This window comes from Planktotalea sp. (assembly GCF_049680325.1).
Classification (GTDB): domain Bacteria; phylum Pseudomonadota; class Alphaproteobacteria; order Rhodobacterales; family Rhodobacteraceae; genus Planktotalea.
In genome coordinates, this window is sequence record NZ_JBAUHO010000113.1 from 1 (window position 1) to 12,891 (window position 12,891).

15 protein-coding genes are annotated in these 12,891 nt (G+C 57.4%); 6 read left to right on the plus strand and 9 right to left on the minus strand.

What is annotated here, in order from left to right; all coding sequences use genetic code 11:
* Positions 1-850 (minus strand): Hint domain-containing protein (locus tag WBC85_RS04685; protein WP_424433515.1); only part of this gene is annotated, 850 nt, incomplete at its 3' end.
* A gap of 130 nt (positions 851-980) precedes the next feature.
* Between WBC85_RS04685 and WBC85_RS04690 the strand changes: the two genes are divergently transcribed.
* Entirely contained in the window at positions 981-1,760 is a 780-nt protein-coding gene (locus tag WBC85_RS04690; protein WP_424433516.1) for an SDR family oxidoreductase, read from the plus strand.
* Here WBC85_RS04690 and WBC85_RS04695 read toward each other — a convergent pair.
* Positions 1,757-2,410: a hypothetical protein gene (locus WBC85_RS04695; protein WP_424433517.1), complete on the minus strand. Its 654-nt coding sequence runs from the start codon at positions 2,408-2,410 to the stop codon at positions 1,757-1,759. The two genes, WBC85_RS04690 and WBC85_RS04695, sit on opposite strands and share 4 nt — an antisense overlap.
* Positions 2,411-2,642: 232 nt before the next feature.
* Here WBC85_RS04695 and WBC85_RS04700 point away from each other — a divergent pair, with 232 nt between their 5' ends.
* The 5 genes from WBC85_RS04700 to WBC85_RS04720 all read left to right on the plus strand — a co-directional run bounded on the left by WBC85_RS04700 (position 2,643) and on the right by WBC85_RS04720 (position 6,484).
* Complete coding sequence (locus tag WBC85_RS04700; RefSeq protein ID WP_424433528.1) at positions 2,643-3,722, plus strand: ABC transporter ATP-binding protein; 1,080 nt, start codon at positions 2,643-2,645, stop codon at positions 3,720-3,722.
* 154 nt (positions 3,723-3,876) lie between these two features.
* A complete protein-coding gene (tatA, locus tag WBC85_RS04705) occupies positions 3,877-4,092 on the plus strand; it encodes a twin-arginine translocase TatA/TatE family subunit (RefSeq protein ID WP_424433518.1) in 216 nt (71 codons plus the stop codon).
* Between the two features lie 6 nt (positions 4,093-4,098).
* Positions 4,099-4,719, plus strand: coding sequence for a Sec-independent protein translocase protein TatB (tatB, locus tag WBC85_RS04710; RefSeq protein WP_424433519.1), 621 nt, complete (start codon positions 4,099-4,101; stop codon positions 4,717-4,719).
* On the plus strand, positions 4,716-5,651 hold the full coding sequence (gene tatC, locus WBC85_RS04715; RefSeq protein ID WP_424433520.1) for a twin-arginine translocase subunit TatC: 936 nt from the start codon (positions 4,716-4,718) through the stop codon (positions 5,649-5,651). Before tatB ends, tatC begins: the two co-directional genes overlap by 4 nt.
* Complete coding sequence (locus WBC85_RS04720; RefSeq protein WP_424433521.1) at positions 5,648-6,484, plus strand: ATP-binding protein; 837 nt, start codon at positions 5,648-5,650, stop codon at positions 6,482-6,484. Before tatC ends, WBC85_RS04720 begins: the two co-directional genes overlap by 4 nt.
* Positions 6,485-6,519: 35 nt before the next feature.
* Here the strand turns inward: WBC85_RS04720 and WBC85_RS04725 are convergent, their stop codons facing one another.
* The 7 genes from WBC85_RS04725 to WBC85_RS04755 all read right to left on the minus strand — a co-directional run.
* Positions 6,520-7,695, minus strand: a complete 1,176-nt coding sequence (locus WBC85_RS04725) for a peptidoglycan DD-metalloendopeptidase family protein (protein WP_424433522.1) — start codon at positions 7,693-7,695, stop codon at positions 6,520-6,522.
* 65 nt (positions 7,696-7,760) lie between these two features.
* Positions 7,761-8,402, minus strand: coding sequence for a protein-L-isoaspartate(D-aspartate) O-methyltransferase (locus tag WBC85_RS04730; protein ID WP_424433523.1), 642 nt, complete (start codon positions 8,400-8,402; stop codon positions 7,761-7,763).
* The gene (surE, locus tag WBC85_RS04735; protein WP_424433524.1) at positions 8,399-9,181 is read right to left on the minus strand and encodes a 5'/3'-nucleotidase SurE; all 783 of its coding nucleotides are present in this window, start codon (positions 9,179-9,181) and stop codon (positions 8,399-8,401) included. The genes WBC85_RS04730 and surE overlap by 4 nt, the downstream gene beginning before the upstream one ends.
* Positions 9,182-9,240: 59 nt before the next feature.
* Positions 9,241-9,885 carry an SDR family NAD(P)-dependent oxidoreductase gene (locus tag WBC85_RS04740; RefSeq protein ID WP_424433525.1) on the minus strand — a complete coding sequence of 215 codons (645 nt, stop codon included), beginning with the start codon at positions 9,883-9,885 and terminating at the stop codon, positions 9,241-9,243.
* Between the two features lie 41 nt (positions 9,886-9,926).
* Entirely contained in the window at positions 9,927-11,384 is a 1,458-nt protein-coding gene (purF, locus tag WBC85_RS04745) for an amidophosphoribosyltransferase (RefSeq protein ID WP_424433529.1), read from the minus strand.
* Between the two features lie 107 nt (positions 11,385-11,491).
* Entirely contained in the window at positions 11,492-12,052 is a 561-nt protein-coding gene (locus WBC85_RS04750) for a CvpA family protein (protein ID WP_424433526.1), read from the minus strand.
* Between the two features lie 33 nt (positions 12,053-12,085).
* A partial coding sequence (locus WBC85_RS04755) for a magnesium chelatase domain-containing protein (protein ID WP_424433527.1) occupies positions 12,086-12,891 on the minus strand: 806 nt, incomplete at its 5' end.

Here is a 12,891-nt window from a genome sequence, read left to right on the forward strand (position 1 = left end):
TCTCTGCGGCGATGCCTTCGGCGTAGATGATTTCATGCTGATCGAAGAGCAGTTGAAAATAATCGATAAACCCGCCGTCCTGTTGGATGACAGTATCGCCGTTTACCAAATGGCGCGCTTTGACCAATACCTCGGAGCGGCCCGCGCCAAGCGCGTCGCGGCGTTGGTAAATAAACAAGCGGTGATCGGGGCTGACCATCAGATCATTGGTGTTGTTCAACGTGCCCGCTTTTATCAAAATGGGAGCGAAATCGCCCACAGCGCGTACGGTATGTTGGCCGATCCAGCGGATTTCCTGACCGCCATCGTCGCGGGTCAGGACTTTGTCGCCGACCTGCAAATCCTCAATGGGGCGTTGCGCGCCAGAGCTCATAGTGATGTTGGTGCCGCGTGAGAATGACACGCAAGCGACCTGGGCCAGTTTGCGGGTGGCGTTGTCACGATCAATCCCGACAAGGCGGTAATGCGCATTTGCCGCCAGTACGGCAAGCGGAAGCACATGCACATTTGCGACATGGTCATCATCGTCAAGTTCGACAAGCAACAGCAATTCCAGCGTTGAGCCGTCAACCGTCATGACGGTCATGCAGCTATCCACGATCACCCGTGCGCCGGGGGTGCCGGTTTGCGTGCCCTTGGCAATCAGATGGGTTCCGTTTGCTTGCGCGTGGATAGAAAGTCGTTTGGGTGCAGAGCGTTGGCGCAGCTCGTACACATCATCAAGCAGGGCTTCTTCGGCAAAGCTGAGAGTGTCGTCGATATTGGCCCCGTCGATCACCAAAAAATCGTCGCCACAGTACACAGGAATGCTCTGAGCTAATGCGCTGCCTGTGTTGTTGCTTGCATTCATTTAAAACACTCGTCTAACTGGGATTTCTTACGCCCTCATGGCACGCAATTATGTCACTATACAGACCTTCGTGTGTCAAAGCACGGGAATGAGCGCGGGGCGTTGCGGATATACAAACGAGGAGAGCGACATGGATCTGGGAATCAAAGGGAAACGTGCAATTGTCTGTGCGTCGAGCAAAGGCTTGGGCCGCGGCTGCGCCGAAGCGCTGGCAGAGGCGGGTTGCGATCTCGTCCTGAACGCGCGCGGCGCGGAAGCGCTGGAGCAAACTGCAAAAGAAATTCGGGAAAAACATGGCGTCGAAGTAACGACGGTCGCTGCCGACATCACCACTGATGAGGGCCGTGCTGCTGTCCTTAAGGCAGCGGGCGAAGTGGATATTCTGGTAAATAACGCGGGTGGCCCGCCTCCCGGGATGTGGCACGATTGGGAGCGCGAGGATTTCATCAAAGCGCTCGATGCCAATATGCTGGCACCAATCGCGATGATTAAAGCGCTGGTGCCGTCCATGATGGAACGTGGCTGGGGCCGTGTGGTGAATATTACGTCGCAATCGGTCAAGGCACCGATTGGCGTGCTTGGCTTGTCCAATTCGGCGCGTGCAGGCCTTACCGGCTATGTCGCGGGCACGTCGCGTCAGGTGGCGGGGACGGGCGTGACCATCAACAACCTTTTGCCGGGCATTCACGCGACCGATCGCGCTGTATCCCTTGATGGCGGCGTTGCCAAGGCGCAGGGCATTACCCCGGAAGAAGCCAAAGTACAGCGCTGCAAAACGATTCCTGTCGGGCGCTACGGCACGGCGGATGAGTTCGGCGCGACCTGTGCGTTCTTGTGTTCCCGCCATGCCGGATTCATCGTCGGCCAGAATATTCTGCACGATGGCGGCGGCGTGAACGCAACCTTCTAGCGCTCAACAAGAAAGCCACCGACAAAAGTGCTTGCGTCATCAGCGCCGTGGAAAATTCCGACGGCGCGATCTTCGCCGACTTGCCCGCCCAGCATTGCTTGGCGGGCATGAAAATATGCGTTTCCTGTCAGGCTCTTGCCCGAGAATACGCCATCAATGCTCAAAGCCTCGTCATTGCCTTGCAATGTGCCATGTTCGAAATCAGCGCGCAGTGTGATGCGGCCTGACGTGACCACTGGTTCGCCATACTCCCGCGCGTCGCCTTGCGATTTTCCAACCTCAGCAACCTGATAGACCCCGCGCATGGATGCGATGCCGCTGGTGGGCAGATCGCCGCCATCCGTGCCCGAAATCAGCCCGACACGTGCGCTGAAAGTCGTCTCGTCGCGCCCGATCTCCAATGCATAACCGTTGCCATTTGCATCTTTGTAAGAGCCTTTGAAGATTGTGGCCAAAGATGTGCTGAACGTGCCATCGGCGCGCGGTGTGCCAAACCCCGAAACCAGGACTGTCTTTGCTTCCAGCTCTGCCAGTTGAGCAGCGGTGGGCGTTCCGCTGATGACATCGTCATTGCCGCCTGCGTTGGAATTGTCGCAGGCGGCAAGACCCAGAACTGCTGAAAAAAAGACACCCGCCGAGAGAGAGCGCATGACAGCGCGGCAGAGGGAAGGGTTCAACATCATCCCCTACGATTGCCCTATCAAGGTTACTGAGTGGTTAACGCTATCTGTATCAAGGATAATTAAGGCCTGCCTGCATGGTTGTGTCGCAGTACTTGGCGCATTGCAGCGGGTTGAACCGCTTGATTTGGGCTGTTAGGACAAGGCATTCTTGATGAATTTTATCAAGTATGACGTTCGCGAACCAACCAAAGGGCCTTTCATGCAGGGCAAAGCGCCGCGCTTGGAGATTATGAACCTGACGCGCCTCTTCGGGGGGACGAAGGTCGTGGATGATGTCACGTTCAGCATTTCGCCTGGGCAGGTTACCTGTCTTTTGGGGCCATCGGGCTGCGGGAAGTCTACAACGCTGCGCATGATCGCTGGTGTGGATATGCAGGACAGCGGTGAAATCTGGGTCGATGGCCAGCTTATTTGCGATGGCAGGACGTCGGTGCCAGCCGAACAGCGCGGCATTGGCCTTATGTTTCAGGATTTCGCGCTTTTTCCGCATATGAGTGTAGCAGATAATGTGGCTTTCGGCCTGAAAGGCACGCGCGCTGAAAAACGTGCGCGCGTCGAGGAATTGCTCGGCAAAGTTGGCTTGATGCGGCTCATTGACGCTTTTCCGCATGAGCTATCGGGGGGGGAACAGCAACGCGTTGCGCTTGCACGTGCTTTGGCACCACGTCCGAAAATCATGTTGATGGATGAACCCTTTTCGGGTCTTGATAATCGACTTCGTGACGGTATCCGCGATGAAACTCTGGCGCTGCTCAAGGAAGAGGGCGCAGCGGTTTTGCTGGTAACGCATGAGCCGGAAGAAGCGATGCGCATGGCGGATGAAATCGCGTTGATGCGGGCAGGGCGGATTGTCCAGCGCGGCGCGCCTTACAATATCTACAACGCGCCCGTGGATATGGCCGCTGTCGGGTTCTTTAGCGATATCAATGTGATACGCAGCACAGCCAACGGGGCCTTGGCCGACACGCCCTTTGGCCAGTTCCTTGCCCCCGGCGTGCCAGACGGCGCTGAGGTGGATATCGTATTCCGCCCGCAGCATGTGGGCATCGACTTTGATCGCGGGGGCAAGGGGCCGTTGCCGACGGTGCGCGAAGGCGTCGCTGCGCGCGGCGTGGTGCAGCGTGCGCGTTTTATGGGATCTGAAAGCTTGATCGAATTCAGGATGGACGCCAAAGACGCGCTTATTCGGGCGACGGTCCCGAATGTTTTTCTGCCTAAAGTCGGCACGCCTCTTTGGCTAACTGTGCGGCGCGATCGCTGCTTCATCTTCCCTGCCTAAGCGTTGTGCGCGCAGTTTTTTCTGACCCAAGGTTACAAAATTGCGCAGCAAAATGGCTTTAATGCGCGTTTGTCCCTTTTAACGCGCGCTCTGAGGCAATAGATACAATTCGAACGAGCGTGTATCACGCTGTTTTTGAACTGGGAGAAACCTTATGGGTATTGGAAATATTGGCCTACCTGGCCTTCTGTTGATCGCCGTAGTGGTCCTCGTGCTGTTTGGCCGTGGCAAAATCAGCTCGCTCATGGGCGAAGTTGGCAAAGGCATCACATCCTTCAAAAAGGGTGTCAACGAGGGCACGAAAGAGCTCGAAGATGACATCGCCGATGCGGCAAAAGATGTGACACCTGAAGAGACAGACAAGGTCTAATAGACAATGTTTGATCTGGGCTGGACGGAGCTTTTGGTGATTGGCGTTGTTGCGCTGATCGTCATCGGGCCCAAGGATTTGCCAATGCTGTTCCGCAAGGTCGGGCAGTTTGTGGGCAAGGCCAAGGGCATGGCGCGCGAGTTTTCTCGTGCGATGGATCAGGCCGCTGATGAAAGTGGCATGAAGGAAGCGACCTCTAGCTTTAAAGACATGACCAGTTCCAAAAATCTGGGGCTGGATGGCATTGAAGACGCGGCCAAGGGTTTCAAGAACTGGTCGCCTGACAGTGAAACGGGCAAACTTGCCGAAAATCGCGCGGCTGATGCCAAGAAAATTCACGACGCTGCTGCGAAGAAGGCTGAAGAACGCCTTGCCGCGCAAGCCGCACGCGCCGCCGAAGCCAAAGCGGCAGAGGCAGCAGGTGACAGCGTAACGGCAACGCCGAAGAAGACAGCCGCAAAAAAAGCGCCCGCTAAAAAAGATCCGGCGAAAAAGCCTGTGGCAAAGACGCCGGCTGCAAAAAAGCCTGCGGCGAAGAAAGCACCAGCAAAAACAGCGGCGAAGGCTCCGGCTAAGAAGCCTGCTGCGAAAAAGACCGCGAGCAAAGCGGCGAAGGACACTGCATGAGCCAGACAGACGACGTCGAAGACAGCTCCGCCCCGCTTATTGAACATCTGGCAGAGCTGCGCACGCGGCTGATCCGTGCTGTCGGCGCGTTTATTGTTGGCATCATTCTTGCTTTTGTCGTCGCCGAGCCGATCCTTGAATTTCTGCTGGCCCCGATTGAAAATACGCTGCGCGATCTTGGCGATCCGAACCCGACGCTACAGTATACGTCGCCGCAGGAATATCTGTTCACGCTGTTCCGCATTTCGATGGTATTCGGTTTTATTCTGGCGTTTCCTGTCATTGCCTACCAGCTTTGGCGTTTTGTTGCGCCCGGCCTTTACAAGAAAGAAAAGAATGCCTTTCTGCCTTTCCTGATTGCCTCCCCGGCGATGTTCCTGCTTGGCGCGTCCTTCGCGCAGTTTGTGGTAACGCCGCTCGCGATGAGCTTCTTTCTTGGCTTTGCTGATATCAGCTCGATTTTCACAGGTCTGTTAAGCACCGTTGCGGGCAACATTCCCGCTGGTGAAGTGGCGAAAGAGGTCGCAACCGATAGCTCGGGTGTGCGCATTACCTTCTTTGGTAAAGTAAACGAAAGCCTTGATATCACGTTGAAATTCATCATCGCTTTTGGTCTGTGTTTCCAACTTCCGGTGCTTTTGACCTTGATGGGCAAAGCAGGGCTTGTCAGCGCTGATGGCCTTGGCGCGGTGCGTAAATATGCGATGGTTGGTATCTTGTTGCTGGCCGCGCTGGTCACGCCGCCTGACGTCATCACTCAGCTGATCCTGTTCACAGTGGTCTATGGTCTTTACGAGATTTCGATTTTCCTTGTGCGCCGCGTCGAAACCAAACGCGATGAGAAGCTGCGTGAGGAGGGTTATTTCGACGATGACGAAGAAGAATTTGACGACCCTCTGATGAAGGAGTTCGAAGAGGAAGACGACAAATGAGCGAATTAGAACGCATTGCAGGGGCGCTTGAACGTCTCGCCCCTGCGCCACTTGCCGCCCCTGATTTCGGATCTGCCACTGCATTTGTGTGGCAAACAGGGCCAGATGCGTTGCTTCCTGTCGCCAAGGTCAACCGCGTATCGCTGGATTTGCTTGTCGGGATCAACCGTGCGCGCGACACATTGCTTGCCAACACGCGTCAATTTGCAAAAGGCTTTCCTGCCAATAATGCGCTGCTTTGGGGCGCGCGGGGCATGGGGAAATCATCCTTGGTCAAAGCCGTTCATGCGCAGTTGATTGATGAGGGCCTTGATCTAAAGATTGTAGAACTGCAACGCGAGGATCTTCCAAGTGTTGGCCGTTTGCTAAGTTTGCTACGCGGCGCGCCGCAGCGCTTTGTTCTGTATTGCGACGATCTCTCGTTCAGCCATGATGATGAGCATTACAAATCGCTCAAAGCTGTGCTGGACGGTGGCATAGAAGGGCGCCCGGATAACGTGCTGCTTTATGCGACATCGAACCGGCGTCATTTGATGCCGCGCGATATGATTGAAAACGAACGCTCCAGCGCGATCAATCCTGGCGAAGCCGTAGAAGAAAAGGTTTCGCTTTCTGACCGCTTTGGCCTGTGGCTGGGATTTCACCCGTGCGATCAGGATGCGTTTCTCGCGATGATCGACGGCTATTGCGCGGCTGCGAACCTTAGCATTGATCCCGCGACATTACGCGCCGAAGCAATCGAATGGCAGGCAACGCGCGGCTCGCGTTCGGGGCGCGTTGCGTGGCAGTTTTTTTGTGATCTTGCAGGCCGACACGGCGTCCAGATCAGCTAAGCTCGCTGGAACGCCTTCGCGCTTAGCACGGCCCGTTATTGCAAATAGGGCAGCGGATCGACGCTATCAAAGCCTTTGCGCACCTCAAAGTGCAAGAAATCAGAGCTTCCTGCACGGATCGAGGCAAGCTGCTGTCCGCGCGAAACCGAGTCGCCCTTTTTCACCTTAAGACCGTCAACATTCGCATAGACCGTCAGCAGGTTGTCCGGATGTTTGACCACGATGATCGGAAGATTGTCGGTGTTTTCCGTGATTGCAGCAACGGTGCCTGCAGCGGCGGCTTTGACAGGTGTTCCTGCGTTTGCGCCGATGCCGATGCCATCGTTCTTGCCCTTTGTGTACTCACGTACAATCGGACCCTGCACAGGAAAGCCCATGCGCGCGGCTGCAACGGCTTTGGTCGGCTTGGCAAGCACGGGTGCGGGCGGCGTTTCGACGGGCGCTGCGGCGACGGGCGTCACCTCTTGCGGCAATGGTTTGGTCGCAGAGGGCGGCGTTGGCGTTGGCGTCCCGGTTCCCGGTGATGTCGTTGCTGCCAGCGGCGCGGCTGCGACATTGGTCTGATTCTGGGCAACAGGGATCAACAGGTATTGACCTTCGCGCACGGAAAAGTCCTTGTCCAAACCGTTCCAATCGGCAAGCGAGCGCACCGAAACATTGTAAAGACGCGCAATGGTAAAGGCCGTTTCACCGCGCGCAACGCGGTGGCGTACAGGCTCTGGACCCGCTGCGGTAGCGGCGGGTAGCGCACTTGTGGTTACGGGGCTGCTATCAATCGCGCCTTGCGCAAGGGCGGTGATATCGACTGCGCCATTGGCTGGAACGGTGCCAGCAGGGGCGGCACCGCCAGGCAGCGTAGAGACAGGATTGCGCAGGGCGAGCACTTCGTCCTTGCGCAGTTCGGTGTCTGTGGACAGCCCGTTGTAGCGGGCCAATTCGCCTGCATCTGCGCCGATGCGCGCCGCGACATCTGCGACGGTGTCGCCGCGCTGCGCGACCGCAACCTGATAGTTGGGATAGGTGATAACGCCGCGTGCGTCAGGGCTCGGGCGTGCTTGGGTCGCGTTGATCGCTGCGTCGGTGGTGTCGAACTTGTTGCCCAAGCCGCCGCGCATATCCAAATCAAAGCCGTCTTCACATGCGCCAAGCGTGAACAATGCGGTGCCACACAAAAGCGCGCGCAGCGTAGGGCTGATTGCTGAATTCGTCATCTCGATGTCCTCACATGCGCCACGTTGATCGCAGCGTCCTGAAAATTAGAGCCTCTATAACAGATTTATCCGTCGCGTCCCAGCCCCTCGATGAGCGGAACAAAGCGCACGGGGCGCAATTCGTCGTATTCAAAGCCGCTTTCGTGGCGTGTGACACGGATCAGGCTTTGAACAGCGTCCGATTGCCCGACAGGCAGTACCATAATACCGCCCACTTTCAACTGTGCCAGCAACGGACCGGGGGGATCTTCGGCCGCAGCGGTCACCAGAATACGATCAAAGGGGGCCTGATCTGGCAGCCCATAGCTGCCATCGGCCGTAAAGGCGGTGATATTGGTCAAACCAAGCGCGTCGAATACGTCGCGCGCCTCAGCGACAAGCCGCTTGTGGCGATCAACTGTGTAAACCCGCCGCGCCACATGGCTAAGCACCGCAGCCTGATAGCCAGAGCCTGTCCCGACCTCCAGCACTGTATCTCGTGGGCCAGCACGCAGGGCCTGTGTCATCAATCCCACGACCGACGGCTGGCTAATGGTCTGCCCGCAGGGGATCGGCAGGGGCATATCCTCATAGGCGCGCTCGGCAAACAGCCCGCGAATAAAAGCTGCGCGATCCACTTTTTCCATTGCGGTCAGCACACGTGCGTCTGTCACGCCCTTAGAGCGCAGCGCGAATAGAAATTGCATGAGGGTGGAAGCGTCCGTCATAGGTTTGCTGCAAAGCGCTCCATTACGTCATCCGCCGTCAGATCGGCGCGCATCGGGGTGACAGAAATATAACCGTCCAGATTGACGGCCGCATCGCTACCTTCGCTTGGGCGCACGCGTTGATCGCCGCCTTTGATCCACAAAAAGCGTTTTCCCGACGGGGACATATGCGGCTCAACCCCGAAATATACATCGGGCCTGCGACCTTGGCGGGCAACCTTGACACCTTTGACATCGGCTGCCGGGACGGGCGGGAAATTGACGTTGAACAGCAGGCGATAGTCCCCCCCGGCCTCAGGTGTTTGCGCCAGAATGCGGCGGATCACATCCGCGCCATGCGCAGCGGCCGCTTCGAACGGATTTTCGGCGCTGGCGTTGGCGGGGCCAAAGTACTGTGATAGCGCGATGGAGGTTACGCCTTGCAACGCACCCTCGATCGCCGCGCCAATGGTGCCTGAATAAAGCGTGTTCTCGGCGGAATTGTTGCCGCGGTTCACGCCGGACAGGATCAAGTCGGGCAGGGCATCTTTCATCACATCATGCAATCCGACCAGCACACAATCAGCAGGGGAACCCTCGGTTGCATAGCGCCGCTCGCCCATTTGGCTGACCATCATGGGATGTGTGTAGCTGATGCAATGCCCGACGCCTGATTGCTCGAATGCGGGGGCAACGGTCCAGACTTCGCCCTCTGCGCCAGCAAGCTCGGTTGCAATCGCCTCGAGCACGCTCAAGCCAGGTGCGTTGATGCCGTCGTCATTGGTGATGAGAATGCGCATAGCTGCCCCTTTATCCGCTTTGACGATGCATAGTGGAGGGGCGGGACTCCGTAAAGGCTTTAGGCGTTTAACAGTTTGGGCAGCAGCGTCGCGGCAACATCGCGGGGATGCGCCAGCGCATCGCGATCTTCGCCCGGGTGAAAGCGCGACCGCGTGGCCGTCGACATCGCTGGGGGCGTCTCGATCAACACGCGTGGCCCGGTGTTTTCGCACTCAGCGGCCCAATTGCGCGCCAATGTGATCTGCGCAGCTTTGGATGCGGCATAGCAGCCATGAAACTTCGCCCCGATCGTTTGATCGTCAAAGAACATCGCAGTGCCATTGGTGCCCAAAAGCGGAGCGATGTAGGGGATCAACATGCCCATCGACGTGGCGTTGATCGACATCGACTTGGCCCAGTCCTTGGCATCGATATGCGCAGCAGGTGTCAAAGGGGCGGCATGCACTGCGGCATGAACCCATGTATCAACGCTGCCCCAACGATCATAGATGGAACGGCAAAGCTGCGCCATTGCGCCCTCGTTGGAAATATCCATCGGTGCCAAAGTCGCCTGTCCGCCAGCGGCCTGAATGCGATCATCCAGATCCTCCAACGCGCCAGTGGTGCGCGCAACAGCAACCACATGATGGGTCTGTGCCAAAGCTTCGGCCAATGCGAAACCAAGTCCGCGCGATGCGCCCGTGACCAGTGCAATTTTGCTCATCTGTGTTCCGCCTTCATTTTGCCAATAAACTCATCGCACGGTTATTCCGCAGCTTTAAGCTCAAATCCCTTGGTGATTTGATCGCTCGGCGTCACAGGATAATCGCCCGAGAAACACGCATCGCAATATTGCGGGCATTTGGCATCGCGTCCTTCGGCCTCGCCAGCGGCGCGGTAAAGCCCGTCTAGCGAAATGAACTTCAAGCTATCCACGGCCAGATGAACGCGCATTTCTTCTTCGGTCATCGTCGCCGCCAGAAGCTTGTCGCGCTGGGGCGTGTCGACACCGTAAAAGCACGGCCAGGCCGTGGGCGGGGAAGCGATACGAAAATGCACTTCTGCCGCGCCTGCATCGAGGATCATTTCCTTGATCTTGCGCGATGTCGTGCCGCGCACAACGCTATCGTCCACCAGAATGACGCGTTTGCCTTTAATCAGCGCACGGTTCACGTTCAGCTTCAGGCGCACACCCATGTTACGGATCTGCTCTGTCGGCTCAATAAAGGTGCGGCCCATGTATTGGTTGCGGATGATGCCCATCGCATAGGGAATGCCGCTTTGCTGGCTGAAACCGATGGCTGCCGGCGTGCCGCTATCGGGCACGGGGCAGACGAGATCGGCTTCGACCGGGCTTTCCTTGGCCAGCTCCACACCGATCTGGCGACGGGTTTCATAGACAGAGCGCCCACCGATAATGCTGTCAGGGCGCGAGAAATAGACGTGTTCAAAGATGCAGAACCGCGATGCACGGCGACGGAAGGGGAAATTGCTTTCCACCCCGTCTTTCGCCGTGATGACGACCATTTCGCCGGGCTCGATCTCGCGCACATATTCCGCGCCAATAATATCAAGCGCACAGGTTTCTGAACTAAGAACCCAGCCATCGCCTTCAAGTTTACCAAGCACAAGCGGGCGCACGCCCAATGGATCGCGCACACCGATCAGCTTGGTGCGCGTCATCGCAACGATAGAAAAAGCCCCCTCGACACGGCGCAACGCATCTTCCATCCGCTCGGGGATGTTACGCTGCATGGACCGCGCCATGAGGTGGATGATGCATTCACTGTCAGAGGAGCTTTGAAAGATCGAGCCGCGCTCGATCAGCTCTTTGCGCAGGGCGTCGGCATTGGTGATGTTGCCGTTGTGGGCAATCGCCGCGCCGCCCATGGAAAATTCGCCAAAGAAGGGCTGCACATCGCGGATCACAGCGCCTTTGGAACCCGCCGTGGAATAGCGCACATGCCCGATCGCAAGCGGCCCGGGAAGCGTTTCCATCAGCGATACTTTGGTAAAGTTATCGCGCACATAGCCAAAACGGCGGGCCGAATTGAAACCCTGTTCGGGATCGTGGCTGACTATTCCGCCTGCCTCTTGTCCGCGGTGTTGCAATGCGTGAAGCCCGAGGGCTACGAAATTGGCAGCGTCAGTCGCGCCGACAACGCCGAATACGCCACATTCCTCTTTCAATTTGTCGTCATCAAAAGGATGGGCAGGGGGCATAAATTTGGACAAGGCGAGCAGCTCCGAATCCGGTCTGGTTGCGGTCTGGTCCCTCTTAGAGGGTCGGGGCGCTTGTGTCACCACATCATCAGGCAAAATCACCAGCGTTATTCAGGCGCGCCGCAGGTGCCGACAAGCTGTTCGTACTGGGTTGTGATCCAGCCGAGGGCCTGTTCGGGGTTACGATCCTCGATTTTGCCAGTCATGCGCGCAAAAACTTTGGCCGAGCGGGACTCGTCTACCATCGTGATATCTTGTTGCGTAATAACGGTTTCATAAACGAAGAAGGCAACCGCGACCAACAAGATGCCGCGCAAAACGCCGAAAAGGAAACCAAAGCCCTGATCCAGGCCGCCAAGCGCGGACCGCTGGACCAGCGAGGAAAACAAAGGGGTAAAGAGCGAGGTCACAATCAGCGAAATCGCAAAAACCACGGCAAAGGCGGCGATAATTGCCAACTCGCAGCTATCGGCAAGGAATTCACCGATGACGGGGATTTCTTTCACCAGCGGCTCGACTTGCGGTGCGAACATGAAGGCAAGAATGGCTGCGGCAAGCCAACCGGCAATCGCCAGCGCCTCGCGCACGAAGCCGCGTGAATAGGCCAGCAAAGCGGATAGCACGATAATCACCGCAACTACGCCGTCAATAATGGTAAAACCTTCCATAGGTCCGCTCGCTTTCTATGTCTGCCCTGCGCGTTAACCCGCGCCAAATACATCACCGACAAAGGCCGTCAAATCGCTCATCTGGTTGAGCGTGATTCCTTTGACTTTGACACCTTTACCACCCGCCGGAGCAAGTGCGCCCGTAAAACCAAGTTTTTGCGCTTCCTTCAACCTGTTTTCGGTCTGCGGTGCAGGTCTTAGGGCACCAGAGAGGCTGATTTCACCAAAGACCACAGTTTCTGCGGGTAAAGCGGCGTCTTCACGCGCACTTAAAAGTGCAGCGGCCACGGCAAGATCGGCGGCGGGTTCGGAAATCTTCATGCCGCCCGCAACATTGAGATAGACATCAAGTCCCGTGAACGGGATGCCAACGCGCGCTTCAAGCACCGCGAGAATCATTGCAAGGCGTCCGCCATCCCAGCCAACCACTGTGCGGCGGGGCTGCGAATGGGGGGAGGGCGCGACCAGTGCCTGGAGTTCGACCAGGACGGGGCGGGTGCCCTCGACGCCAGCAAAAACCACCGAACCGGGCGAGGGTGTGCCGCGCTCGGACAGGAACAGGGCGGACGGATTGGTGACCTGTGCCAAACCCATGCCGGTCATTTCAAACACGCCGATCTCGTCGGATGGGCCAAAGCGGTTCTTCACCGCGCGCAGGATACGGAACTGATGCCCGCGCTCGCCCTCGAAATAAAGCACGGTGTCGACCATATGCTCGACAACGCGCGGACCTGCGATTTGCCCGTCTTTGGTCACGTGTCCGACAAGGACAACCGCGATGCCGCGCCGTTTGGCGAAACTGGTCAACTCATGCGCCGCAGCACGCACCTGGCTGACAG